The sequence below is a fragment of the Bradyrhizobium guangzhouense genome (assembly GCF_004114955.1).
Classification (GTDB): Bacteria; Pseudomonadota; Alphaproteobacteria; order Rhizobiales; family Xanthobacteraceae; genus Bradyrhizobium; species Bradyrhizobium guangzhouense.
In genome coordinates this window covers 581,107-605,965 of sequence record NZ_CP030054.1, presented here as the reverse complement: position 1 = coordinate 605,965, position 24,859 = coordinate 581,107, and the positions used below count along the sequence as shown (strand labels likewise).

Genomic DNA, 24,859 nt, shown 5'->3' with positions numbered 1-24,859 from the left:
GTCGCCTTATCCAAGCGTGCCAGCCTTAGCCTAGCCGTCATGATCCAGTGTCGACTGGACAGGTGACAAGTTCCGTTCGGTAGGACCTCCCTATCACTGATAGGCCCGACCTCCGTCGCAGACATAGTTGCTGCCTGTGATGTACTGAGCCTCCGAACTGACCAGGAACAGCAAGAGATTTGCTATTTCTAGGGGAATTGCCAGCCGCCTCAGCGCGTACCTCGCCAGAAAAGCGTCTTGTTGCGAGGCTGACTTTCCGGCCAAAAATCGGTCCATCATCTCAGTATCGACGGCCCCCGGGCAGACGCAGTTCACTCGTATATCGGGCGCCAACTGGGCAGCAAGTGTCTTGGTAAATTGGATGACGCCGGCCTTTGCGGCTCCGTACGCCGCGCTGCTTACACCGGGTCGTATACCTGCCAGTGCCGACACGTTGACGATGGCTGCTGCTCGAGTCTTTCGAAGATGTGGCAATGCTGCTCTGCAGACCAGGTAGTGAGACGTAAGGTTGGTGCGAAGACTCGCGTCCCAACGAGCTAAGTCGATATCTTCTAGAACAGCGGCCTCGGCATTGCCGACGCAATTGATGATACCATCGAGACAGCCCATAAGGGCCGCGGCGTCGTTCACCGCGGCAAATGCTTGCGCCTCGTCGGTAAGATCCGCCGCAATAGCGTGTCCTCGCGTCAACCTGGCGACCTCTTTCAAGCAATCGAGCCGCCGTCCGACAACAGTCACCACCGCTCCTTCCTCGGCGCATCGCATGGCGGTGGCATGGCCGATTCCGCTTCCGCCGCCCGAGATCAAAATGTGACGTCCAGCCAGACGGCCAGCCATTATTGTTTAACCTCGCTCGCAGCAGGGTCGCATCGATTGGTGCACGTCGCACTGCTATGTGGCGGCGGTGCGCTTTGAACGGCCCCGCATAGTGGAAAGCTGCACCGAACAGGAGAGATCAGCTGTTTCATAGGTCAGCAAAAGTTGTGTAGCGGCGGGCGTATGCATGCCGCAGGGCTTGAGGGTATCGCCGGAACTTACAATCGGTGCGACTAGCGGAATAGGACAATACTGCGCCGCATACTTGTGCGACGGAAAGAGTTTGGCTTGGGGTTTGCCGCCAGGACTGGGCGCTGCTTGACAAACGACAGAATAGGAAACACGTTTACCAAAATGACAAGGCGGCAGCGCGACGTAGGTCGATGATTGACCGGGCAGTGAGTAGCCCGGAAAGCTCGCCTTAACCCGCAGCGCTCTGGTCGGTTCGACGACTGGTGAGCTTAACCTGCGAATAAAGGATATCGGTCACAGATGTCCAACTACGGGAGGATGGCTATGCGTGCCCTGATTGTCGGAGCCGGAGTGGCCGGACTGGCTACGGCGGTTGCTTTGCGTCGTAACGGCATCGACGTGACCGTCATCGAGCGAGCGGCGGAGTTAAGCGAGGTTGGAGCAGGTGTTGTCCTTGGACCTCATGCTATGCGCGTTCTTGAATCGCTGGGCATTGCGGCGGAGATAAAGCGCTCGGATGAGCCGCCCGAGACGATTACATTTTATGATATGGTGAGCGGTGAGGTACGCAATCGCACCCAACTGGGCGAAGCGGGAGCCAAGCTGTATGGCGCCCCGCTTTACAAGACGCATCGCCGCGATTTGATCGACGCTCTTGCAAGACATTTGGACGGAACGGAGATCCGGCTCAACTGCTCTGTTGTCGATGTGAAGCAAGATGATCGAAGTGTTACCGTCATTCTCGAGAGGGGTGAGGCTGTTCTTGGCGATCTCCTAATCGGAGCCGATGGCCTGCGTTCCAAGGTGCGAAGCGCAATTTTTGGAGAAAGCGAGTCGATATCTACGGGCCTCCTCGCCTGGCGGACCGTTCTACCAACGACGCTTCTCAGCAAAGCGCTAACATTGGATACCAATGTGTGGAGCGGTGCGGGTCGCCACGTGGTTTGCTATCCGATTCGTCGCGGCAAACAGTTTTATGCAGCCTTCTACGTACCTGCCGATGAGATCCATCGTGAGGACTGGGCCACAGCTGGGGATGTCGCGGATTTGCGCGCCTCATTTAAGGACGCCTGCAAAGACGTCCGAGAGATCACTGAGGCTGTAACCGAAGCTTTCATCACGGCGATCAATTATCGTTATCCCCTGCCAGAATGGCATCGCGGGCGAATAGTTCTGATTGGCGACGCGGCCCACCCGGTGCTGCCGACATCCGGCTCCGGTGCGGCGATGGCGCTCGAAGATTCGGTGGCGTTGGCGGCTTGTTTGCACCGGAGCGGGAGCAACTTGGAAGCCGCTTTTTCCGAGTTTCAAGCGCGGCGGAAGCCGCGGACCACTCGGTTGCTTCACCAAAGTCGCGGCGATCTTACGGCATTTCATGAAAAGGCACCCGAGCGTCAGGCGGCTTACGGACGGATGGGGCGGGGCATGCTGAAGCTCGACCAAGCTGGGTATGAGCGGTTTGCGTGGCTCTATGGCTATGATGAAGTCGCCGAATCAAACAAGCCATTCGACCTGTTTAACGCCAGTCCATTGGTGCGGCCGTCGCGGCCGGCCGCCGCCCGCGCGTTCGATCTTTGGTCGAATGCTCTCAAGTTCGAAGATGAAGACTGGATGAGCGAACGGGCTGCTTACGAGCGGTTCATGTCGAGTCTATGTGCGTTGCCAGAGGATGTGTCGGTAGAAACCGTCGACTGCGACGGGGTGCCTGCGTTATGCGTCATTCCCCCCGGCGGGAAAAGTGGTCCTGCCGTTCTTCATCTTCATGGGGGAGGATATGTGTTTGGTTCGGCTAAGAGCTCGGTTTTGCTTGCAGCTGGTCTAGCGCGCGCGATCGGTGGCTGGGCGTTGGTACCCGAGTTCCGACTTGTCCCGGAACATACGCCAATGCAAATGCAGGAGGATGTGCGAGCGGCCTTTGCGTGGCTTTCGCGGCGCGCAGACCCAGTTGCAGTCAGTGGCGAATGCTCGGGCGGTGGTCTTGCTTTAAGTCTCGCCGCAAAGCTCCGTCACGAGAATGTCACTCGGCCCGCCGCCCTTTATCTCCTGTCGCCCTTTGCCGATCTCACGCTGACGGCGGCCAGTATCGACGGCAATAGACGAACCGAGCCCTGGATGACCCGGCGGCGACTACTGACTTTGGCTGGTGCGTTCATCCAAGACCGAGAGCCCGATGATCCCGCCATTTCGCCGCTTCGCGGAAATCTTGCCGGGCTACCACCGATGCGCGTCTTTGCGGCGCGTGGAGAAGCCCTCGCTGACGACGCTCGTGCATTGGTCGCTGCTGCTAAATCGGCGGGCGGAGATGCCGAACTGCACTTGTTCGACGATAGCATTCATAGTTTTGCGCTGTTCGAGTTTCTGCCGGAGACGGACGAGTTCTTTCGCGCGATTCGGCGCCACGCCCACTCCAACACTTACGTCGGGGCGACGCCATAGGGTTAGGGCATAAGCCGGCGGCTTGGCTGCCCTAACCGCTCTATCTGGATAGGAGAGAATAATATGCGGCTCTGTCGTTTCGATGGAAATCAGCTTGGTATCGTGCGAGATGGCGAAATTCTCGTCGTTACCGAGGCGCTGGACGTGCTGCCCAGCCTCAAGTGGCCGTTTCCGCAGCACGACATCATGATCGAGCATTTGGACCGCGTCATCGCCAAGGCACAGGAGCTGGCCGGGCGCGCTCGACGCATTCCCGTGAGCTCGGTTCGGCTTGATAGCCCCGTCGCTAATCCGTCTAAGATCATCGCTGCCCCTGTCAACTATCAGCTCCATCTCGACGAGGGGACGAACAATCAAGAATTGCGGCAGGGCCGATCGGAGGTTCAGACGATCGACAGAGCCGGTCTTTTTTTGAAGGCCAATAGTTCGCTAGTGGGCCCGGGATCGCTGATCAGACTGGGCGATCCGACGCGAAGGCACGACCCCGAAGCCGAGTTGGGTGTTGTTATAGGTCGACGGGGTCGCAACATCCCGCAGGCAGACGCCTTGCAGTATGTCGCTGGGTACGCCGTTGCTGTCGACGCGGTTGTCCGTGGTCCCGAAGAGCGGAGCCTGCGGAAATCAATCGACACCTATTCCGTCTTGGGACCCTGGTTGGTTACGCGAGATGAGATTCCCGATCCCGGGGTTCTTGACCTTTATCTGAGCATAAACGGCAAGGAGAAGCAGCGATCGAATACGCGACACCTCATATGGTCGGTTCCCAAGCTGATCGCGTTCGCGTCCGCCTATTATACACTTCATCCCGGCGACATCATCATGAGCGGCACTCCCGAAGGAGTATCCGAAATTGTACCGGGCGACCGCGTCGTCGTTGGCGTACAGGATATTGGCGAAATGACGCTCCTGATCGAGGCCGGCGATTGGTCGGCGGACGAAATGCTCCGATCACCGCGCATAGCCAAAAATTAGAGGAGGCGCAGTCCTCGTCCTGCAATTTCATGCTAGCCGGCAGGTCTAATCAACCGCAGCGTGGCGGCAAGCTCGAACTAAAGTTGAGGAACCAAAATGTCGAACAGCACGGCTCAGCCAGATCCGAAACATGCCGATCCCACAGCCGAGCGGGCCGATCGTATGAAGCGGCTGAGTATCATTCCCATCTGGAATACCAGCGGGGTCGCCGAAGAGATGGGCTACAAGGCGCGCGGCCATGTATGGCGGTGGCGCGACTTGCACGCTGAGTTCGAGGAAGCTGTTAAGACATCATTGGCCGGGCCGGGCACTGAGCGCCGAATTCTTCTGTTTGAGAATCCCGGGATGCCACGGTCCGCAGCAGCAACGCCTACGCTCAATGGCGCGTTGCAGATGATCCTACCTGGCGAAGTCGCACCGGCGCACCGGCACACCTATTCAGCGCTGCGCTTCATCTTGTCGGGAAGTGGTGCGTTCACGGTCGTCGATGGCACGCGCGCGGATATGCACGAGCTTGATCTTTTGCTCACGCCTGGAGGGTGCTGGCATAGTCACGCGCACAATGGCGGGACGGAGCCAATGGTTTGGTTCGATGCGCTCGATACCCCATTCGTTTCATACATGCGAGCCGATTGTTTCGAGATGCATCCTAGCAAATCCTTAGAACCCTATACCAATACTGTGGGCTCTTACGAAGATATTGGCGCGCTCGGAATGCTACAAGGTCGGACGCGCGCGCAACCGCCGGCCTCGCCCCAGTTGGTGTACAAATGGGCTGCCGCCGAAGCAATGATACAAGCCGGACTGGACCGCGACGATGATGACCCGTACGAGGGTGTCGTTTACGAATACGTAAATCCTATCACGGGTGGGCATGTCATGCCGACAATCGCCTGTCACGTGAACGGATTCCGTAAAGGCTTCCACTCGAAGGCACGACGACGCACATCGAGTAGTCTTTGTGTTGTTGCGAAGGGAAGCGGTGCCACCATTATCGATGGCGTCAAGCACGAATGGTCAGAGCGCGATGTGATCGCAGAGCCGGCTTGGTCGTGGTGCGAATATATTGCGTATGAGAAATCGATTCTGTTCCGGACAAGCGATCAGCCTATATTGGAACCTTTCGGTTTGGCTCGCCAAGAAGATCATCCGAACGGACGTCAATAGGCAGCTTTCGCCTCTTGCAATCGTTGTGCCCGGCGTAGTTGTTTGCGCAGGCAATACCCGTTGGCTCGCTCCGCGTTTCCAGAAAGTTGCTCTTGTAGATAGCGCAGGCCTGATGCAGGCCGATCGTTCTATTTTGCGTGGACCGCGAGTACTTAAGCGCATCTGACGCACAGCATCGATTTGCTAGCCGGGCAAAAGGGGTGTTTGCAATTTTCTCCTATTGGGCAATGTCCGAGGTTCTTAACTTCCCAAAGCTCGTGTACGGCTCGCTCACCTCGTGAGAATTCAAGCCCCTTGGGACAAGTCGATTAGCGCCATGGCAAACAGCGAAACTCTGTTCGACAAGATCTGGCTGTCGCATGTTATCCGGGAGATTGAAGATGGCGTGTTTCTTCTTCATGTGGACCGGCACATGGTTCATGAATGCACATCGGCTGCCGCCTTCGAGGGCTTGAAGCGTGCTGGCCGCAAGACCCGTAATCCCGAACTGACCTATGCTGTTGTCGATCACATCCTTTCCACGGCGAAAGGTCGTACGGGAGAGACGTTCGCTGGTGGTCGGGAATTCGTGCAGCTGTTACGTGAAAATTGTCAGGCTCATAAGATTGAACTCATTGATGTTGACGATCCTCGGCAAGGCATTGTCCATGTAATCGCACCTGAGCTCGGCATCGTCTTGCCCGGCACAACACTGGTATGCGGCGACAGCCATACGGCAACGTGTGGAGGACTTGGTTGTTGGGCTTGGGGCATTGGCACCAGCGAGGTGGAGCATGTGCTCGCGACCCAGACAATCGTCCAGCGGCGGCCGAAACGCATGCGTATCAATTTCGAAGGCAAGCTCAACCGAGGGGTATACGCCAAGGATCTCATTTTGAGATTGATTGGTCAGATCGGCGTTGCGGCGGGACGTGGCTACGCTGTGGAATATGCCGGCAGCGTCATACGGTCTTTGTCGATAGAAGAACGCCAAACCATCTGCAATATGTCGATCGAGTTCGGTGCGAGAGCTGGACTTATAGCTGCCGATGACGTCACATTCGAATATCTCCACGATCTGCCTTATTCGCCCAAGGGAGAAATGTGGGAACAGTCATTGGCTTACTGGCGTTCGCTCCCGACCGACCCAGAAGCGGTTTTCGATCGAGAGGTCGATGTTGATTGCACGAGCATCGGCCCGCAGGTCACCTGGGGGACGACCCCCGAGGATGTTGGCAGCGTCAGCGATCCGATTCCTGATCCCGCGGCGGTTAACGACCTTGCGCGTCGCGCCGCAATGGACCGTTCGCTGACTTATCTCGGTCTTGAGGCCGGTCAGTCTCTCGAAGGGCTCACCGTCGACGTGGCGTTTATCGGTTCATGCACCAACAGCCGCCTTTCCGATATAGAGGCTGCCGCCGAAGTCGTGCGGGGGCGCAAGGTCGCTTCGCATGTACGCGCGCTTGTGGTACCCGGCTCAGCGCAGGTTAAACATGCCGCTGAATCTCTGGGGCTCGACAAAGTCTTCCTGGAAGCTGGGTTTGAGTGGCGGGAGGCCGGATGTTCCATGTGCGTCGCCATCAATGATGACTTTGTAGGACCCGGTAAGCGTTGCATCTCTACGTCGAACCGCAATTTCGAGGGGCGCCAAGGCCAAAAGAGTCGCACCCACCTAGCCAGTCCCGCCTCGGTGGCCGCCGCTGCGATTGCCGGGGCGGTAACGGACGTCAGAAGGTACTTAACCTAGGCCGCCGGAGAATTCGTATGGAGAAATACACACGTGTCGAGGGTGTCGCGGCCAGTTTCCCGCGCCCTAACATCGATACAGACGCGATCATTTCGGTCGCTTGGCAACGCAGCTTGAAGAGCAATCCGGGGGAAGGCCTGTTTGCGATCTGGCGGTATGATCTGCAAGGCCAAGAGGTGCCGGACTTTATCTTGAACCGCGCCCCCTTTCGCAAGAGCAAAGTTATTGTTGCGGGAGCCAATTTTGGTTGTGGCAGCTCCCGCGAGTTCGCGGTTTGGGCCCTGGTACGGTTCGGTATTCGCTGCGTGATTGCACCCACCTTTGGCGACATTTTTTACGAAAACTCGTTCAAGAACGGGCTGCTACTCGTCACGTTACCGCAGGCAGAGGTTGATGAGATCCATCACCACCTGGCGACCACGAACGATCCGACGATGTCGGTGGATCTCGAAAGCTGCACCATCGAATTACCGAACGACAGGACAATCGCTTTTAACATTCCAACTGCCCGTCGCGCAACGCTGCTAGAGGGCCTCGACGAGATTGGTCAAACGCTAAGATTCGTCGCCGACATTGAGGACTTCCAGCAGAAGAGCCGAGCGTGCCAGCCCTGGTTATACGCGCGACCTGAACCTCGGCATTCTCCCTGAGTGGGGCCGACGAACCAGAGTTGCGCGGTTAGGCGAATCTAAAGCGTTTTTGTCAGACCTGCATCCGCATCGATAGCAGCCCCTTGCAGGAGACGACCGCGATCTGACAAGACAAATCTAACCAGCGCCGCGATATCCTCAGGCTCGCCGATTCGCGCAATGCGCAACTCGCGGCTGAGCTGATATTCCATTTCGGCAGGGTCGATGCGTCGTTCGCGGCTCTCCAGCGTCAGGCGCTTTGTCAATCTGTCTGTCCTCACCAAGCCGGGATTGATACAATTGACCCTCACGCCGTCCCTAATGCCAAGCTCGGCGAGGAATTTGCTGAAACTATTGAGTGCGGCATTCACTGGCGAACCGATAGCGAAATAGATGTCGGGTGTTCGGCCGCCTGCACCGGCGATATTCACGACGGATCCACTCGTCTGAACAAGTGTAGGCCAGGCCGCCCGACAGAGGCGCATTGCACCAAAGAATTTTAGGCCGAAACCATCCTCCCAATCACTATCGGGCAGCTCCAGGAAGTGCCCCCGCGTGGTCGCACCGGCGTTGTTGACAAGAATATCAATCTTCTGAAAAGCGGCCAAGGCCCGGTCGATCGTCCAGGAAACGGTTTCCACGTTTCGCAGGTCGCCAGCAACGACCTCTACCCTTGTTCCAAATGATCGTGCGCGTTCGGCAACGCTGTTGAGCATGGCCTCATCCCGGGCGACGATAACGGAATCGACGCCTGCTTGCGCGAGCTCGAGCGCAATGGCAGCACCGATGCCTCGGCTTGCGCCCGTTACGATCGCAACCTTGCCCCGGAGGGACGCATCTTCGCCTCCCGCCAGGCGAGGCTCCTGTTTGGTGTGTCCTGTCATCGTGGAAGTCTCCGTGTCTGGTCGATTGAATGGGATTGTTGACAGAACCGGCCACACGCATCGGGACGCAACATTAGTCTGAGCTGCCCAGATGTGTGCCTTGCGAGCTCGGTTGAGTAAAAGGCCAGGCTCGACCGGCCTTGGCGCCTGTCGAGATCTACTCCATGTCGTCACGTCGGACACTGACCCAGCGAACCAAGAGACCACGCGCTTGGCTGAGTGCACTATGGCATGGCGCACCCTTTGGCTAGCTAAGGTGGCCACTCGTCATGCGACCTCGTCCATGAAAGAAGAGTGCGACGTTCTCCTCTGGCTTGAGCAGTACTAGCCCTGAGGCCCGCCGTGTCGCCACAGGATTTTGCGCGAGTACAGGGTTTTAGGCGCTGATCCGCTAGCAAGAAATTGCAATGCTATCGGGGCAGCCCATCGTGCAATTTTCTCCTAGTGATGCCGGCGCCTGTCGGTTGATAGTACACGTGCTTTATGAAACGTGCTGAGTCCAACGATGGTCTTCTGCACTGGAGCGACCTTCACTAACCGCTTTCACGGTTGTCGGACTCGCGTCGTTGCCGTACTCGCATCATTGGGTGTCTTTTGAAAGCTCGTATTCCTCTGCGCAAGGTCATGGAAGCCGGACGACCGCTCGTCCTTCCGGTTGCTCAAGATGCTTTTGCCGCCCGGCTGATAGGGCGGGCTGGGTTCAAAGCGTTTGCAATTGGTGGGTCGGCAATGCTTGCTGCCCGTTACGGGTTGCCGGACCTAGGCATTGCGGCGCTTGGCGAGATGGTCGCCGGTATTCAGGATATTGCGGCGGCCTCCGATCTACCCTTCATCACCGATGGCGATGACGGCTACGGTGACATCAAGAGCGTTGTTCGCATGATCCGCGCGTACGAGGCGCTTGGTGTTGGCGCCGTGATCCTGGAGGACCAGGCTCGCCCGAGCAAGCAACCCGGCGATAATCCTGCTCCTGCTGTTGTCGCGATGGCAGAATTCGAAACAAAGCTTCGGGCAGCTGTTGATGCCCGCAGTTCAGGCGACATGTTGATTATCGCCCGCACGGACTCCTTAACAACGCTTGGCCTAGATGGCGCCCTAAAGCGAGCGGAGCGCAGCTTAGCCGCGGGCGCGGATGGTGTATTTATTCCAGGATTGAAAGCACATGACGATCTCGTGACGGTTGGGAGTGCCTTCCGGGGGAAACACCAGCTGCTTGCCCTAACTGAAGATGGGAAAGCGCAACTGCCGCGGGCACAAGATCTCTTTGTGATGGGCTACGATCTTATCGCTTATCCGAGTTATTTGATGCTGCGGACCACAGAAGCGATGGCGAGCGCGCTCGCAGGGTTGTTGTTGTCCACGGCCGACGGGTCCCCTCTCCCGGCACTGGCCGATTTTCCGGCGGCTCGCGCGGCCTTTGCTGAGGCGGTCGGACTTCGAGACTGGCAGGCGCTCGACAAAGTTGCCCGGTCCCAGGCCTCTGCGCCCGCCACGTAACTCGTCCGCGGTTCCGCATTTTCGGACTGCTGCGATGGAAATCTCGGTGCTAGAGCAAGCAAGGATAGTTTAGTGCAGATTTCGCTGAAAAGCCGAACCGCAATCGTAACGGGCGGAAGCCGAGGCATTGGCCGAGCGATAGCTCTGGCGTTCGCCGAGGCCGGCGCTTCTGTTGCAATTCTCGCCCGAGATAAACAACAAGTGAGTGATACCGCCGACCAGATAAGTAGCACAACCGGTCAGCGCGTGATTGGAATCTCATGTGATCTCGGAAACAAATTGCAGATTGACCAGGCCTGGTCGAGGCTCTCCCCCGACTTCAGTCATGTTGACGTCCTCGTTAACAACGCAGGCAACGCTGCCCACGAGCCAATATCGGGAGTTGAGTGGGACGCACTCCAGTCCGATTTCATGCTGAAAGTCGGAGGGGCACTTTACTTAACTCAGCGTTGCCTCTCTGGAATGCGAGCAAGACGCTGGGGACGAGTTGTCAATATTCTCAGCATTGCGGCAAAGGCCGGTACCGGCGCCGCTCCGTCGGCGCTGAGCCGGGCGGCCGGCCTATCCATGACGAAGCTGCTGGCTAACGAATGCGCGCCGGATAACGTCCTTATCAACGCCATCTGCCTTGGATCGATCGAAACCGACCAGTGGAAACGAATGCACCGGTCCACCGCACCGCAAGCGAGCTACGAAGACTTCGTTTTGCAGAAAGGAAAGAGCGTGCGTCTCGGTCGGCTTGGAACTGTGACCGAGGTTGCGAATGTGGCCTGCTTTCTAGCCTCGGACCTAGCCTCGTTCGTAACGGGAACAGCCATTAATGTCGATGGAGGCAATTGTCCCGTACCGTAACCTCGGCACTGGTATCGTTGCCGGTAGGTATGTAATCGGAGGTCGTCTACCTCCCTAGCTGATGCCAACGAGGCTCGATAGAACGGACTTATTGCCCGCCAGATCGTTGCTTTTGCCGTTCCAAACCACTTGGCCTCGATCCAGAATTAGGGCCTGGACCGTTAGTGACAGCGCTAGATCAACATGGTGTTCTACGAGGATAAACGTCATATCGCTTTCTTTTCTGATGCGTTTGAGCGCTTCCACAAGCTGGTCAACAATGACCGGAGCCAATCCTTCGAACGGCTCGTCGAGAATAAGCAAAGCGGGATTGCTGACGAGCGCTCGGCCGACAGCCAGCATCTGCTGCTCTCCACCCGACAAATGATTTCCGAAGTTCTGCCGTCGCTCAGCAAGCCGGGGGAATAGCTCAAACACGGATTCAATGTTCCACTTTCCCCGATCAACCCTTGCAACGGAAAGGTTTTCCTCTACCGTCAGGGAAGGAAAGATCTCTCGTTCCTGAGGCACGTAACCGAGGCCCAGGCGAGCCCGCTCGTAGGTATCGATGCCTCCGATCTCGCCGCCGTCAAATGTGATCTTGCCGGAGGCCATTTGCGTTAGGCCCATAATGGTCGCAAGCAGGGACGTCTTGCCGACACCATTGCGTCCCAACACGGCCAATGACGACCCTCTCGGGAGCGAAAGAGCCACGTTTTCAATAGCCGCGGCGCCATAGCCATATCCTGCGGTGACAGCTTCCAGTCTCAGCAAATCAGTCATTGCGCGCCTGTCCGAGGTAAACCTCTCGTACCTTAGCATCTGCTCGAATCTCGGACGGGGTTCCCTGCGTCAGCACGCTTCCCTCTGCCAACACCGTGATACGGTCAGCGAAACCAAAAACGATCTGCATGTCGTGCTCGATGACGATGACTGCGAGGTCGGCGGGCAACCGCCGCAGCAATTCCGAAAGTTTTCCGCTGTCTTCTTTCGGCAAGCCAGCAGCAGGTTCGTCGAGAATGAGCACCTTTGGCTTGAGAGCCAGCGCCAGCGCGAGCTCAACGAGCCGCCGTTGACCATATGCGAGATTGGAAATCAATTGGCATGCCGAACCACTGAGGTTAAAAACGTCTAGGAGCCGCTCGAGTTCGATCAGAACCTGCTTGCGCCTATTGAGCGCGCCCCACAGTTTTGCGTCGATATGCATATTTGCAACGACCGCGAGGGCAATATTTTCGACCACCGTCATGGACGGGAATAGCGAGTTTATTTGAAACGTTCGCGCGAGCCCCAGAGAGACTCGGCGTTGCGGCGAATACCGTGTGATGTCACGTCCTTCAAGTCGGATCGACCCAGAGGATGGAGCCAACGCTCCCGTGATGAGATTTACAAGGGTGGTCTTTCCTGCGCCATTCGGACCAATCAGAGCGTGTCTTGCACCAATCTCAAGGCGGAAGTTGATATTACGCGTGACGGCGAGAGCACCGAAGCTTTTGTGCAGACCGACGATTTCGAGGACCGTATCATTCATGGTTTCCGCCTGCGATCGAGGAGATAGCCACCCATACGATCAATCCAGGGACCAACGCCTTGAGGTGTAAACCTGACGGCGAGAATGAGGAGTCCACCCAGCATAAACAACCAATTGAAGGGGTCTATCGCCGCGGCCCGATCAGAAAAAATGACGAAAATAATGCCCCCAATGAATGCGCCGGTCAGGCGCCCCATCCCGCCGATTAGCAACATGATGAGGACGTTTCCGGATAGCAGGAATGAGAGTGAGTCGGTTGCGACAAGCCCGGTGACTTGTGCGGAAATTGCACCGGCCACACCCGCTATTGCTGCCGAAATCGAATAGATGAGAAGCAACCGTGCGGCGACCGGTACGCCTAGCATGCGCATGCGTTGGTCGTTGTCGCGTATCCCACGCAGAACATATCCAAATGGCGAGTTTACCAAGATCCGGGCAAGGGCAAACACGAAGGCCAGCACGCAAAGCGAATAGAGATAGGCAGTATGGCCATAGAGGTCGAACGAGTAACGTCCCAAGATGGGTGCGACCTGATACCCCGCAAGGCCATCATCTCCGCCCGTTACTGATTTCCAGGTTGTCGCAACTTGGAGGACGACGGCACCAATGGCGATCGTGAGGATGACTTGAGTCAAGCCGCGAACACGAAGAACCAGCAAACCCGTGACGAAGCCGAACGCGCCGGCAGCTAGCCCTCCTACCACAAGGCCGGTCAAGGGTTCAGATAAAACATTGAGCGCAAAAAGGGCGGCGGCGTAGGCTCCGATACCAAAAAAGACGGCATGACCTAAACTTTCGATTCCAGAGTAACCGATGGCGAGATCGAGCGACAGAGCCAAGATGATCATGATGATGACTTGGGTGCCGAGCTGGTGATAGGCGCCCAAGAAGAAATAAGCGAAAATTGCAAGCGCCCACACCAGCGCATCGCTAAGTCCCAAGCGGTGGGATCCAAAGGACGCGGCGATGTCCCGTTTAGGTGTGTCCTTTGAGGGAGTTACCTTAAGCACGGCCATAAAGCCCAAAAGGTCGAATGGACAGAATGAGGGCCAGAAGAATGTAGATGCCGAAAGCGCCGGCCGCCGGAAAGAGATAGCGAAAATAGGTATCGAAGATGCTATAGCCGAGCGCGGCGATAAGCGATCCTTTGAGACTGCCAAAGCCGCCAACCGCAACGACGATCAAAACCATGACCATATAGTTCGTGGCATAGTATGGCTGCAGCGGCAGCATCTGCGTTCCAAGTACGCCGGCTATGGCCGCTAACGCGCACCCAGCAACGAAGGTCTGAGCGAACACCCGCCGCACATTGATCCCGACACAGCGAGCCATGCGCGGATTATCGACGGAGGCGCGCAAGCGGGCGCCAAAATCGGTCTGTTCGATGACGTACCAAATCAGGCCTGCGATTGTCAGGCTGACGATTGAAAGAAAGCTACGGTAAGCAGAAATCGATATCTCTTCAAAATGCCATGCTCCCGCCAGGAATTCAGGCGTTGGTAATGTATGCGTCAGCGAGCCATAACCGGCGTTGATCGAGGCGATCATTATGAATGTGAGGCCAATTGTCATCAGGATTTGACCGAGAGCACTCGTCTCATAGATCCATCGATATACGGTCCGTTCAAGAATGGCCCCGAGTATCGCCGTGATTGCAACAGCAATCGGAAGCGCGGCGAGCAAACCCAGGCCAAAATGATTGACGAGCGAGAGTGCAGTGTAACCGCCGATCATGGCGAAACCACAATGTGCAATGTTTAGAAGACGCATCACGCCGAGCGTGATCGTCAGGCCAGAGGAGATCAGAAAGAGGATCATCCCGAAGGACAGGCCGTCGATCAAAAGCGATATACCCGTCGTCCAGTAGCTATTCACTTGATCCCTCAAACACCGCCTGCATCACAAGCATGCTGCCAATGGCCATTACGTCCCGCCGCATTGGCCTGGAGTCATGCGGCCTGATTCTACTCCCCTATTTTCGCGCGCCTAAACGTCGTCAGCGCGAGGCAGGATTGGCCTCCTTCCAGGGATCTTTGAGATTCGGAATTACGGCGACCTGTTTATTTACGAGGACGCCGTCGATCTTCTCGACCTTTCGGATATAGACGTTTTGGATCAGGTCCCGTTCGACCGGATCGATCCGCGCGGGCTCTCCCAGGAGTACCCTTTGGCGGCCGCCAAGGCTTTTTCACCATCAAGTTTCCCGTCGGTTGCTTCGGTCATATGGGCGATCAGGTGTATGCCGTCCCACGCCTCAACGGTCCCGATATTAGGTATGGCGCCCTTCCCGTATTTTGCTTCCAGCGCATTGACGAACTCCTTATTCGCGGTGCTTTCTGGCGAATGAGGACCATAAAAGAGAGAGGAATATACACCGATGGCCAGTTCGCCGGTTTGTCCCAATGCCGCGAGGGGTGCCTCCTCGGTTTCACCGAGGCCAAAGTACTGCAAGCCCCGTTGTGCCAAGCCGCGCTCGAAATACCCTTTGAACAGTGCAACGGAGATGGGCCCGTTCGGGACGAACGTAAATAGAACGTCAGCGTTCGCGTCCTGCAGCCGCTGGAAGTAGCTGGAGAAGTCAGTTGTATCCAAAGGCACCTTTACGACATCGACGATCTTGCCGCCGAGCTTGCCGTAATTGGCATCATAAGCTGCAATTGCGTCGTGACCGGGGGCGTAGTCGACGGCAAAGACAACAGCTTTCTTCTTGCCCTGATCAATAGCATAGCGCGTGATGCCATACGCCAATTGCCAGATGGTGCAGCCCACTCTTAAAAAATATGGCGATTTACGTGTGGTATCTGCGGTATTTGCGTTGAAAATGACGAAGGGAATTTTCGCTTGCGTCACAACATCGGCAACGGCTACCGCGTTAGGCGTGAAGTCCATACCGCCGAGAAATTGTACCCCCTCTCGGGTGATCAGCTCTTGAGCGAGTTGTTTCGCTCGAGCGGGATTTGGGCCGCCAGAATCACGATAGAGGACCTCAACGGTGTGGCCTCCAAGCTTTCCTCCGTGCTTCTCGACATAGAGGTCAACGGCTCGTTTGAATTGGACGCCCCACTCGGCATAGGGGCCGCTAAAAGAGCCGATGATGCCGATCTTGACCTCGGCAGAATGCGCATCTGTAGAAATGGACAGTGAGGCAAGAACCGCCGCGAAGGCCAGCAAGCTGAAGCGCTTCATTGTTTCCGTCCCCCTATTTGTGCACCGCCATGCGCCGCAAGCAAGGCGACGACTGCGCCCATCGTTCGGCCCAGATAGAGGGCATTAGAGGAGTGCATTCTTGTATAATCTTGCGGGACGCCGGGACTGTTAGTCGCAGGTCGCGGAGGGCAGACCAGTTAAGGGCTGCTCACGCTATATTACGCGGATGTCACAAGGTCCATGTCCGGGGCTGAGAGTCGCTTCTTTCCCGTCCATTTCAGATCGATGGATCTGACGGTTGCCGCCGCCTCACCGAGCAGCCATTGCGCGGAACGCGACAAGTGCCGGCAAATCGCTCTTTTCGGTTGGATAAGCGAGATAGAATGCCATCTGGTTGCGGACAATGAGATTGAACGGTGCGATCAGTCGGCCGGTTTCGAGATCCCTTTCAATCAAGGGAAGATGCACAATTGCAATACCAAGGCCGTCGATAGCTGCTTGGCACGCGAGCCCCGAGTTTTCAAATCGTAGGCCCGTGTTGGCCGGGACCTGCGGCGCGCCTGCAGTCTGGAGCCATTGCCGCCAAAAATCCGGGCGCTGCAAGGAATGGAGAAGAACGTGATGATCGAGTTCGTGCGGATAGCGCGGGACCGGCATTCCATTCGCAAGCTTGGGGCCGCATACGACGATGAGCAGTTCGTCGAACAGATGTTTGGCCTCGAGCCCAGGCCACTGGCCCAATCCGTACTCGATCGAGGCATCGATGCCTTGCGCTTCAAAATTGGCAGGGGATTGTTGTGAGGTTGAGACCTGAATTTCCACCTGCGGATATTGCTCGCGAAACCTCGCGAGGCGAGGGATCAACCAGCGCATGGCAAAGGTGGGTAAACACCTAAGCTTTAGGACATTGTGTTTTGACGACGCGCAGATCTCGGACGTCGCGGACCTTATCTCGTCAAACGCAACCTGAAGCCGCTTATGATATCGTCGAGCCTCTTCCGTCAGTTCGATGCGACGATGCTTACGAACAAATAACTTTATTCCGAGGTGGGTCTCAAGTACCGCGATATGCCTGCTGACGGCCCCTTGGGTAATGCAAAGCTCTTCCGCCGCTCGACTGAAATTGCCATGACGCGCCGCAGCATCGAAGGCTCGTAGCGCATTCATGGGCAAGTATTGGCCCATAACCCATTATTCTCCCTAGGTTTTCGCTTATATCGCAAAAACTCATGCAAGTCATCAGTTAACTTGCTTTGCGCGGCATGCTGATCGCCTTCATCCTCAGCCCCGCGATGAAACTCGTCCACTGCAGCAAGAGTTGGACATGACTTGTGGGATGGAAACGGCAGTCGTATCGGCAGACGCATTCTCTGCTCCGCCCGGCGACCCTGACGGAAGCATTACAGAAGTTGCGCTCGCGTTTATTAAGAAGAGCCCTGAGATCAGGATTACGCTTCGCGATCTTGAGCGTCAGACGGGCGCAAGTATCTTTCAACTGATTAGGGCATTCCGAAGAGATTTGGGAGTAACGCCCCATGCCTATCTGATAAAACGGCGCGTCGCGCGCGGCGCTGATCTTCTTCTTCAGGGAGAGCCAGCGGCACAAGTAGCTTACGAGGTCGGTTTCGTTGACCAAAGTCACTTCACGAAGCACTTCAAGCGTGTCCACGGCGTGACGCCAAAGCGCTATGTTGCGGTAGCCACCAGCTAGCTGGCAAATCGAGCGCATGAGAAGTTCGCCACTGGCGACAGACCTTTTGCAAAAGCTTGTCTAGAGTTCTTGAGGGTCTAATCCGCTCCGGCGCACAACAAGGCGCGGTTGCCGGCGCAATCGGAGCAGTCAAGTGATCACGCGGTCAGTGGTGTACTTGTTGCGCGCGGCGTCGACGACATTCCGATGCCAGCAGCCGTCAACAGGATATCGAGGCCAGTCGTCATATTCACAGCAAAGAAAGCTTCCTTATGGCCCCCTTTCGAGGACTAAATCGCCGCATGGCCGAAAATGGCCATTTACTGAACGGCTATTGCGCGATCCCCGATGCGTTTTCGGCAGAACTTTATGCTCGACAAGGCTTCGACGTAATCACGCTTGACCTGCAGCATGGTCTCATCGGGTACGATGCCGCCGTCGCGATGCTACAAGCCATTACGGCCGTGGACGTGCTCCCGTTGGTACGCATCCCCTGGCTCGACCCGGCAATCATCATGAAAGCGCTTGATGCAGGTGCTCTTGGTGTGACATGCCCTATGGTCAACACGGCAGCGGACGCTGAGCGCCTCGTCCAATATTGCAAATATCCACCGATGGGCCAGCGCAGCTTAGGCCCCGTCCGTGCGGCGACGGCCTATGGCGAGGACTATGCTGCGCATGCGAACCGGGAGCTCAGCGTCATCGCTATGATTGAAACCGCTGAAGCCGTCGCCAACATCGAGAGTATTCTTGATGTGCCAGGTCTGGATGGTGTCTATATCGGACCAGGCGATCTCTCGCTGTCCCTGAACAGGAAGCCGCAGCTGGAGGAGTTTGATACCGAGGTGGACGCTGCCATCGATCGCGTTTTGAAGGGGTGCATTAAGAAGGGTCTGATTGCAGGCATTTTCGCACCTGGTCCCGAACAAGCGTGGCGCATGGTCACGCGTGGCTTTCGATTCGTCACGCTTTCCACTGACGCTCGCGCATTGGCGTTCCAGGCCAAGTCTTGGGTTGAGAAGTTTCGACTGCTCAGTCGAGAGCCGTCCCGTGTTACCGGTGCATCGGGCCTGAAGGGGTAAGGACTAAATATCAAAAAGTGGGCGACCGGACCATAAGCCCTCATCCGCTCGAAATTGCAATTTCTTACTAGTCGACGAGCTCCTCCTGCATCAAGACCGGTGTCGCCGATCACGCAATTGGCGTGAAGCCTACCCGCTCTTAGCGTGGGAGCAACTCGGCCATGGTGTAACATGATCCAACCGCGGTCTATCTTTGAAAAGATCTGGAACAGTCATGTCATCCGGGAAATGGGTGACGGCGTCTTCTTGCTCTATGTCGATCGCCACATCATCCAGGAATCGGCGAGCGGACAAGCATTTGATGGGCTACGGCGCGCCTCGCGATCTGTGCGTCGACCTGATCTCACTTTCGGTGTCACGGATCACATCGTTTCGACACGTCCTGGGCGCACGGTCGATTCGAACCCCGAGGGGCGCGAGCTAATCACCTTGATGGAACGGAACTGCAGCGAACACGGAATTGAGCTGTTTGACTTGGCTGATGCCAGGCAGGGTATCGAACACGTCGTGGCGCCGGAGCTCGGGCTTATCACGCCAGGGATGACTGTTGTTTGCGCAGACAGCCATACACCAACAAATGGCGCGCTCGGTGCCTATGCGTGGGGTTTTGGCACAAGCGATGTCGAGCACGTTCTAGCAACCCAAACCGTACTTCAGCGCAAGCCAAAGGCGCTACGGGTGACGTTCGCCGGACGTCTGGGAAAGGATGTCTGTGCCAAGGACCTCATACTTTACTTGATCGGCAAAGAGGGAACACAGGCGGCGCGCGGATATGCCATCGAATATTGCGGACCCGTCATTCGTGCGATGTCCATGGAAGGCAGGATGACGATCTGCAACATGTCCATTGAATTTGGTGGACGTGCTGGCATGATCGGGCCGGACGATACCACGTATGAATATATCGCTGGCCGCGACTATGCTCCCAAAGGTGCGCATTGGCAGGCCGCATTAGATCAGTGGCGCACTCTTAACACAGACGAGCAAGCTCTCTTCGACAAGGAAATCAGGGTTAACTGTAGCGAGATTGCCCCCCAGGTGACGTGGGGGACAACACCTGGCGATGTCGTAGGTATCGACGAAAACATCCCAGATCCCGTGTTGATTGGCGATCCTGTCCGTCGCGCCATGGCGGAGCAGGCGCTGCACTATATCGGCCTCAAACCTAATCAGCCTCTTGAAGGCATTCCGATCAACGTCGCCTTCATTGGATCCTGCACCAACAGCCGCCTATCGGACCTTCAGGCGGCAGCGGCCATCGTCAAGGGGCGCAAGGTCGCCAAAGGCGTGCGGGCGCTGGTTGTGCCTGGATCGACGTCGGTCAAGCGCGCGGCTGAGGCCCTCGGTCTAAACAAAGTATTTCTCGATGCAGGCTTCGACTGGAGAGAGGCCGGGTGTTCAATGTGTCTGGGGATCAACGACGACCAAGTCGCGCCAGGTGAGCGCTGCATGGCGACCTCTAATCGCAACTTCGAGCATCGCCAAGGACCAAATAGCCGCACGCATCTTGCAAGTCCGGCATCGGTGGCGGCGGCCGCCGTGACGGGTGTCATCACCGACGTTCGCAAGCTCGCGCACGCATAGAGGCGGCAAATGGAAAAGTTTGTGACGTTGGAAGGTGTCGCCGCAGTGCTGGCGGACCCGAATATTGATACAGATGCAATTATCCCTGCCCGCTTCATGCGTTCTGCGAACGCTAATTTGGGTAAGGCCCTGTTCGCCAACAGCCGATTTCAGGACGACGGATCCGAACGCGCCGACTTTGTGCTGAATATTCCGCCATTTCGGAGCAGCTCGATCCTCGTGGCAGGCGATAACTTTGGCTGCGGCAGCTCGCGAGAAGCAGCAGTCTGGGCGCTGAAGCAATTTGGTATTCGCTGCGTTATCGCGAGAGCTTCGGGGAAATATTCTTCGAGAACTGCTTCAAGAATGGCGTTCTTCCGATCACATTGCCCAAAGCCGACTATGAGCAAATCCTAGGCGCGCTTGCGAAAGACCCCGGGCGTGAAATTAAGGTCGATCTTGAGCGATGTGAGATCAGGATGTCGTGTTCGCTATCGATACCGTTTGTCGTGTCGCCTTCGCGTCGGACAGCATTGCTTGAAGGGCTCGACGATATCCAGCTGACGCTGCGTTATGTCAGCGATATCGACGCATTCGAGGCCTTCGACGGGGTCGCGCGGCCATGGATGCGTCGCCCCACGTCATCTTTTGGCCGATCGCCGTAGAGCTGATGACGTCAGTTTCGTGGTGGGAGCCTTGGCAATTCAAGGCTCTGTCGTCCGGTGAACGCTAGCGGAAACGAAAAGACGCAAATGGTTACGCATTCCACGACATTTGATGATACGAATCTCTTGGAGCGAGCTTGGGTTTAACGCGCATCCAGCCCGGGCTCGGCTTCTCTCCTATGCGAAAAGCCTCGCGACTTTCGCTGGGGATATGGAGCGCTGTCTTTGTTTGTGAACCCCACGGCTCAAGATTATGACATTGTCCTCCTGGGTACGAGGTCAGTTCTTCAGTTCAAGACATTCGTCCTCCAGTCAAGTTTGAACGAAGATCTTGCAGCAACGCCACGGGGAAGCCGACCGGCCGAAGATGTTCGAAGGCGACCAAGGTGGATGAAAAGAGGCCAAGATCTCGCAGAATTGCACTTCGACGCAACCTCTTGCCGCTGTTTTTTGCGATCAGCGTCGCTCCTTTGGTCGGCCAAGGGCTCGCCCGGCACACCGGCAGTGTCATCTTGAAATAGACCAGCGTACCGGATTTGCGCCTCCTCAAAACTCCAGAGCATTACGGACCGTTTGCGAACACGCCAAAGAGATTCCTCACGAATGGCCATTCGGAAGAATCTATTCGGTTCGAGACGCGCTCATCATCAATGTGGCCCGGCAGATTTCTCATCTTCGCGAGAGGCCGTTGTCGCCCCAGCAGCGATCGGAATAAAGCCGATTTGGAAACCGAATGCGCGACCTATTTTGTCTAGCGTTTGCGCAGTAGGATTGGCCGCTCCTCTTTCAATGTCGGCGACTTGGCGCGGTGTCAGCTTAAACAGTCGGGCGAACTCAATCTGGGTGAGCCCGAGGGCTTGACGCATCTCGGCGACAGCCTCCGGCAAGCGGAGAGTACCCGCGCGCGCTTTGGCTGCAATTGCGGCGCGACGATCTCGGATCTCCTCTTTCGTAGGTTTACGCCATCTGGCCATGAGGCTCGCCTAATCTGTCACATTGCGCAGTTTGGCAACACCGTTCGCCATATCTTCGTTGCGAATGATTGCATTCGTCACGACGGAGACCGGCACGCCGCACTTTCTTGCAATCTCTGGAAGGGCCCGGAGAAGATCTTCCTTAGCTGCCAAAGCGGACATCAATTTGTGGGCGGGCACCTTGGGGCTAGAAACTGTCTCACAGACGAGCCTCCAATCAGGATTGGTGTCCTGTCCTCCACCATCGAGCATGCACCCCCACCTTGTGGAACGGACGATGCCCGCTGTCGCGATCTTCATTGGTGCGAAATCGAACAAGGGGGCGAGACGTATGCTTCCATCCGGGAATTTTCTAAGCGCGGCGTTTCGACCATGATTATCGGGATTGCCCATAGCCAGGTTCAAGACATCTCGCAGCAGATACTCCGTCGTGTCCTCCAGCGGACACGACGAGACCTGTTGGATTGTTTTCAGATAAGTTTCGTGCCTGCTCTGAAATGCAAACTCCGCAACGCCAATCGCAGAGACCAGACTCTCTTGTCCGTAGCGGATTAGACCACCCGACGTCACCCTGCGGTCAAACCGTGGAATGACAAGCACACCATTGCCGTAGGTGCTCGTGCGTTCGACGTTGACGCCAAACTCTTTTGCGACCACCGAATAGCCCGATTCAGACTCCAGGATCCGCTGATCCACCGGCTCATCACTACGCAGAAGCTTTACGATGATAAATTCGAGGGCGTCCGCGTCCGGGACCATCGAATTCGGATACCAAAGTCCGTCTCGGGAGCGAGTCAGTGACACCTTGGGCCAGTCACCTTGCAGCCCACTCGAACCCGAGGCAAGCAAGGAAAAGCGATCAGCAACTTCGAGAAACGCATCGCTCCGATCGAGAATTTCTTCCATAGTGATTCCCGCGACCGATATGTCCTGAAGACGTTCGACCTCCTGATCATATGCTTCTTTGATGCGAATATTGCCGACGGGAGAACTCGCAGCTCTCATGAGAAGATGGACTTGGGTAGAAGGCGCCTCGACCGGAAGGTTCAGAAATCGCGCGATCCTCTCGGCGTGGTGACCTTGAGGAATTAGGTCCAGTAGAAAAGCTGGCCAGGTGCTTGCTGCGCGATCCACCAGATCGACTGGGGCGTTGATCGAGTAAGCATGTACGCCTTTAAGGGGACGGTCTTCCGCAAATGGAATGGCGCCGAACTTGGCAAAATAGCCCATTTCGTAGCTAGTTCTGGAAGGCGTCGTGTAGCCCTTTTCGGGGGCTTCCAAGTTGACAATGGCCGCCTCGTGCCACGTGCCTTCTATGAAAGTTTCTACAGTCAGGTCCATTTACAAATCCCTTTAGGGATGTATATGGCAGGTGAGCTCAAGAATCAACCCATTATAATGGAAGTATTAATAGCGGAGGATCCGTTCGGACACTGCAGTCGTTGCCCATCATGCTTTTGGCCTGCCGGATCTTTGCGCCGCCACCACGGACTGAGCGGCCCCTCAGAGATGCTCGCCCCGCGATCAAGTGCGGTGACGGCGCAGCCCTGTATTCAGCTCTCATTCTGATGGGCTTCATGCTGAAGAGCGGACCCGGCCAGAGGACCCAGAGGGCGCCTCCTTCGGCAAGACCTAAAAAGCGCAAAGGCTGGCTGTTATGATGGAGCGTCGCACGCTCAAACATCAAAAGCCCGAACGGACTTTTACCATCAACTGAGTAAGCGGCACTCGTACGACGAGATGCGCGCTATCCCGATCCAAACTGTGGTCTTCCCGGGCGCATGCATGTACGGTCCCCGATCTCACCACGGCCCGCTTCTCACTATCGTGCAAGACTGCTCGATTCCGCGAAAGCTGCGCGACATTTGCTGCCGTTACATAAAGGCTTCGAAATAGGAACGAGCCGCACATCAACGAGGATTAATGCGCACGCCCCCCTAGTCACGTGAATCTAAAGTTCGCCGCATAAAGTCTGCTGGGCTTTGTGGCAGAAGCGTTTGACGGAAGCCAAGATCTGGTCTGCAGACTTGGTCCATTTGAAGGGCCTCGGGTTATTGTTGTGCAGTTCGATGAAGGTACGGATGTCGGCCTCGAGCTGTCTGACGGAGGTGTGAACACCTCGCTGGATCTGCTTTCTGGTGAGTTCAGCGAACCAGCGCTCGTTCTGATTGATCCATGACGCGGAAGTCGGCGTAAAGTGGACATGGTTGTGCGGCCGGCGAGCGAGCCACGCCTTGATCTTAGGTGTCTTGTGGGTGGCGTAGTTGTCCATGACGATGTGGACCGCAAGCCCCTCGGGGATTTGAGCGTCGATTTCCTTGAGGAACTTCAAGAACTCGACCGCCCGATGACGCTTGTAGCATTTGCCAATGACAAAGCCGGAAGCGACATCGAGCGCGGCAAACAGTGTGGTCGTGCCATGTCGCACATAACTGTGCGTGCGACGTTCTGGCATCCCAGGCATCATCGGCAAGACCGGCTGCTCGCGATCGAGTGCCAGGATCTGGCTTTCTCATCAACGCTGAGGACAACGGCTCGGTTCGGTGGGGATAGATAAAGGCCGACAATGTACCTTGTCGACGAACAGTGGATCGCTCGACAACTTGAATGTCTGGCTACGGTGCGGTTGCAAGCTGAACGCCGACCACATTCGGCGGATCGTGGTGTGGGAAAAGCCAGTTTCCGCAGCCATCGAGCGGATCAACCAGTGCGTCGCGTCGGCCGGCGTCGTACGCAATGTCCGCTCGATTACCTCAGCAACCTGATCGTCGTCGATGGTGCGAGGGCGGCTCGGGCGGGCTTCATCAAGCAGGCCATCACAGCGATCCTTCTAAAAAAACCGACGGCGCCACTTGCCAACGGTGTGTTCATGGATGCCGAGTTCAGCAGCCACAGACTTGCTTGGCAGGCCATCCGCACATCGCAGGATCGCGCGGCATCGCTCAGATAGCACCGCGCGACACGATGACGACGAACTTGCCTCTCTAGGTACGTGCGCTCCTGCGGACTGAGCACTAACGGCGCGATCGGCCGGCCTCTCACACCTGCATTCCCCAC

The 24,859-nt window shown here is 56.6% G+C and carries 20 protein-coding genes and 2 pseudogenes; 11 read left to right on the top strand and 11 right to left on the bottom strand.

Translation table 11 applies throughout. The annotated features are described in order from the left end of the window. Nucleotides 1-93: 93 nt before the first annotated feature. Nucleotides 94-837, bottom strand: a complete 744-nt coding sequence (locus XH91_RS36835) for an SDR family NAD(P)-dependent oxidoreductase (protein WP_128929994.1) — start codon at nt 835-837, stop codon at nt 94-96. A gap of 495 nt (nt 838-1,332) precedes the next feature. Between XH91_RS36835 and XH91_RS36830 the strand changes: the two genes are divergently transcribed. From XH91_RS36830 to leuD (XH91_RS36810), 5 genes are all read left to right on the top strand, one after another. Beyond that, complete coding sequence (locus XH91_RS36830) at nt 1,333-3,444, top strand: FAD-dependent monooxygenase (RefSeq protein WP_164933583.1); 2,112 nt, start codon at nt 1,333-1,335, stop codon at nt 3,442-3,444. A 63-nt stretch (nt 3,445-3,507) separates the two neighbouring features. Next, nucleotides 3,508-4,416 (top strand): fumarylacetoacetate hydrolase family protein, encoded by a 909-nt coding sequence (locus tag XH91_RS36825; RefSeq protein ID WP_128929992.1) that lies wholly within the window; start codon nt 3,508-3,510, stop codon nt 4,414-4,416. Nucleotides 4,417-4,512: 96 nt separating this feature from the next. Next, nucleotides 4,513-5,583: a cupin domain-containing protein gene (locus XH91_RS36820; RefSeq protein ID WP_128929991.1), complete on the top strand. Its 1,071-nt coding sequence runs from the start codon at nt 4,513-4,515 to the stop codon at nt 5,581-5,583. Nucleotides 5,584-5,899: 316 nt separating this feature from the next. Then, nucleotides 5,900-7,309, top strand: a complete 1,410-nt coding sequence (leuC, locus tag XH91_RS36815) for a 3-isopropylmalate dehydratase large subunit (RefSeq protein WP_128929990.1) — start codon at nt 5,900-5,902, stop codon at nt 7,307-7,309. Nucleotides 7,310-7,326: 17 nt separating this feature from the next. Next, nucleotides 7,327-7,959, top strand: coding sequence for a 3-isopropylmalate dehydratase small subunit (gene leuD, locus XH91_RS36810; protein WP_128929989.1), 633 nt, complete (start codon nt 7,327-7,329; stop codon nt 7,957-7,959). Nucleotides 7,960-7,997: 38 nt separating this feature from the next. Here leuD (XH91_RS36810) and XH91_RS36805 read toward each other — a convergent pair whose 3' ends face one another. Next, nucleotides 7,998-8,822 (bottom strand): SDR family NAD(P)-dependent oxidoreductase, encoded by an 825-nt coding sequence (locus XH91_RS36805; protein ID WP_128929988.1) that lies wholly within the window; start codon nt 8,820-8,822, stop codon nt 7,998-8,000. A 594-nt stretch (nt 8,823-9,416) separates the two neighbouring features. Here XH91_RS36805 and XH91_RS36800 point away from each other — a divergent pair. Both XH91_RS36800 and XH91_RS36795 read left to right on the top strand, forming a co-directional pair. Next, nucleotides 9,417-10,319, top strand: a complete 903-nt coding sequence (locus XH91_RS36800) for an isocitrate lyase/PEP mutase family protein (RefSeq protein WP_128929987.1) — start codon at nt 9,417-9,419, stop codon at nt 10,317-10,319. A gap of 72 nt (nt 10,320-10,391) precedes the next feature. Then, a complete protein-coding gene (locus tag XH91_RS36795) occupies nt 10,392-11,171 on the top strand; it encodes an SDR family NAD(P)-dependent oxidoreductase (protein ID WP_128955134.1) in 780 nt (259 codons plus the stop codon). A 54-nt stretch (nt 11,172-11,225) separates the two neighbouring features. Here the strand turns inward: XH91_RS36795 and XH91_RS36790 are convergent, their stop codons facing one another. From XH91_RS36790 to gcvA, 6 genes are all read right to left on the bottom strand, one after another. Next, nucleotides 11,226-11,933: an ABC transporter ATP-binding protein gene (locus XH91_RS36790; RefSeq protein ID WP_128929985.1), complete on the bottom strand. Its 708-nt coding sequence runs from the start codon at nt 11,931-11,933 to the stop codon at nt 11,226-11,228. After that, on the bottom strand, nt 11,926-12,681 hold the full coding sequence (locus XH91_RS36785) for an ABC transporter ATP-binding protein (RefSeq protein ID WP_128929984.1): 756 nt from the start codon (nt 12,679-12,681) through the stop codon (nt 11,926-11,928). Before XH91_RS36785 ends, XH91_RS36790 begins: the two co-directional genes overlap by 8 nt. Continuing rightward, complete coding sequence (locus XH91_RS36780) at nt 12,678-13,622, bottom strand: branched-chain amino acid ABC transporter permease (protein WP_206733114.1); 945 nt, start codon at nt 13,620-13,622, stop codon at nt 12,678-12,680. The genes XH91_RS36785 and XH91_RS36780 overlap by 4 nt, the downstream gene beginning before the upstream one ends. A gap of 61 nt (nt 13,623-13,683) precedes the next feature. Then, nucleotides 13,684-14,556, bottom strand: coding sequence for a branched-chain amino acid ABC transporter permease (locus tag XH91_RS36775; protein ID WP_128955133.1), 873 nt, complete (start codon nt 14,554-14,556; stop codon nt 13,684-13,686). Nucleotides 14,557-14,796: 240 nt separating this feature from the next. Beyond that, the gene (locus tag XH91_RS36770) at nt 14,797-15,867 is read right to left on the bottom strand and encodes an ABC transporter substrate-binding protein (RefSeq protein WP_128929981.1); all 1,071 of its coding nucleotides are present in this window, start codon (nt 15,865-15,867) and stop codon (nt 14,797-14,799) included. A gap of 270 nt (nt 15,868-16,137) precedes the next feature. After that, entirely contained in the window at nt 16,138-17,013 is an 876-nt protein-coding gene (gcvA, locus tag XH91_RS36765) for a transcriptional regulator GcvA (protein ID WP_128929980.1), read from the bottom strand. A 139-nt stretch (nt 17,014-17,152) separates the two neighbouring features. Between gcvA and XH91_RS40300 the strand changes: the two genes are divergently transcribed. The 4 genes and pseudogenes from XH91_RS40300 to leuD (XH91_RS36745) all read left to right on the top strand — a co-directional run bounded on the left by XH91_RS40300 (nt 17,153) and on the right by leuD (XH91_RS36745) (nt 20,828). After that, nucleotides 17,153-17,539, top strand: a complete 387-nt coding sequence (locus tag XH91_RS40300; RefSeq protein WP_128929979.1) for a helix-turn-helix transcriptional regulator — start codon at nt 17,153-17,155, stop codon at nt 17,537-17,539. 281 nt (nt 17,540-17,820) lie between these two features. Then, on the top strand, nt 17,821-18,600 hold the full coding sequence (locus tag XH91_RS36755) for an HpcH/HpaI aldolase family protein (RefSeq protein WP_206733115.1): 780 nt from the start codon (nt 17,821-17,823) through the stop codon (nt 18,598-18,600). A 174-nt stretch (nt 18,601-18,774) separates the two neighbouring features. After that, the gene (gene leuC / locus XH91_RS36750; RefSeq protein WP_164933598.1) at nt 18,775-20,184 is read left to right on the top strand and encodes a 3-isopropylmalate dehydratase large subunit; all 1,410 of its coding nucleotides are present in this window, start codon (nt 18,775-18,777) and stop codon (nt 20,182-20,184) included. 9 nt (nt 20,185-20,193) lie between these two features. Continuing rightward, a pseudogene (gene leuD, locus XH91_RS36745) lies at nt 20,194-20,828 on the top strand (3-isopropylmalate dehydratase small subunit). A 647-nt stretch (nt 20,829-21,475) separates the two neighbouring features. Here leuD (XH91_RS36745) and XH91_RS36740 read toward each other — a convergent pair. The 3 genes and pseudogenes from XH91_RS36740 to XH91_RS36730 form a co-directional block, all read right to left on the bottom strand. After that, nucleotides 21,476-21,802 (bottom strand): helix-turn-helix domain-containing protein, encoded by a 327-nt coding sequence (locus XH91_RS36740; RefSeq protein ID WP_128929976.1) that lies wholly within the window; start codon nt 21,800-21,802, stop codon nt 21,476-21,478. A 9-nt stretch (nt 21,803-21,811) separates the two neighbouring features. After that, entirely contained in the window at nt 21,812-23,143 is a 1,332-nt protein-coding gene (locus tag XH91_RS36735) for a type II toxin-antitoxin system HipA family toxin (RefSeq protein ID WP_128929975.1), read from the bottom strand. A gap of 610 nt (nt 23,144-23,753) precedes the next feature. Next, a pseudogene (locus XH91_RS36730) lies at nt 23,754-24,859 on the bottom strand (IS630 family transposase).

Coding starts and splice junctions, on each gene's coding strand:
- XH91_RS36835 (WP_128929994.1), bottom strand. CDS start 837: ATGGCTGGCCGTCTGGCTGGACGTCACATTTTGATCTCGGGCGGCGGA.
- XH91_RS36830 (WP_164933583.1), top strand. CDS start 1,333: ATGCGTGCCCTGATTGTCGGAGCCGGAGTGGCCGGACTGGCTACGGCG.
- XH91_RS36825 (WP_128929992.1), top strand. CDS start 3,508: ATGCGGCTCTGTCGTTTCGATGGAAATCAGCTTGGTATCGTGCGAGAT.
- XH91_RS36820 (WP_128929991.1), top strand. CDS start 4,513: ATGTCGAACAGCACGGCTCAGCCAGATCCGAAACATGCCGATCCCACA.
- leuC (WP_128929990.1), top strand. CDS start 5,900: ATGGCAAACAGCGAAACTCTGTTCGACAAGATCTGGCTGTCGCATGTT.
- leuD (WP_128929989.1), top strand. CDS start 7,327: ATGGAGAAATACACACGTGTCGAGGGTGTCGCGGCCAGTTTCCCGCGC.
- XH91_RS36805 (WP_128929988.1), bottom strand. CDS start 8,822: ATGACAGGACACACCAAACAGGAGCCTCGCCTGGCGGGAGGCGAAGAT.
- XH91_RS36790 (WP_128929985.1), bottom strand. CDS start 11,933: ATGACTGATTTGCTGAGACTGGAAGCTGTCACCGCAGGATATGGCTAT.
- XH91_RS36785 (WP_128929984.1), bottom strand. CDS start 12,681: ATGAATGATACGGTCCTCGAAATCGTCGGTCTGCACAAAAGCTTCGGT.
- XH91_RS36770 (WP_128929981.1), bottom strand. CDS start 15,867: ATGAAGCGCTTCAGCTTGCTGGCCTTCGCGGCGGTTCTTGCCTCACTG.
- gcvA (WP_128929980.1), bottom strand. CDS start 17,013: ATGGGCCAATACTTGCCCATGAATGCGCTACGAGCCTTCGATGCTGCG.
- XH91_RS40300 (WP_128929979.1), top strand. CDS start 17,153: ATGACTTGTGGGATGGAAACGGCAGTCGTATCGGCAGACGCATTCTCT.
- XH91_RS36755 (WP_206733115.1), top strand. CDS start 17,821: ATGGCCGAAAATGGCCATTTACTGAACGGCTATTGCGCGATCCCCGAT.
- XH91_RS36740 (WP_128929976.1), bottom strand. CDS start 21,802: ATGGCCAGATGGCGTAAACCTACGAAAGAGGAGATCCGAGATCGTCGC.
- XH91_RS36735 (WP_128929975.1), bottom strand. CDS start 23,143: ATGGACCTGACTGTAGAAACTTTCATAGAAGGCACGTGGCACGAGGCG.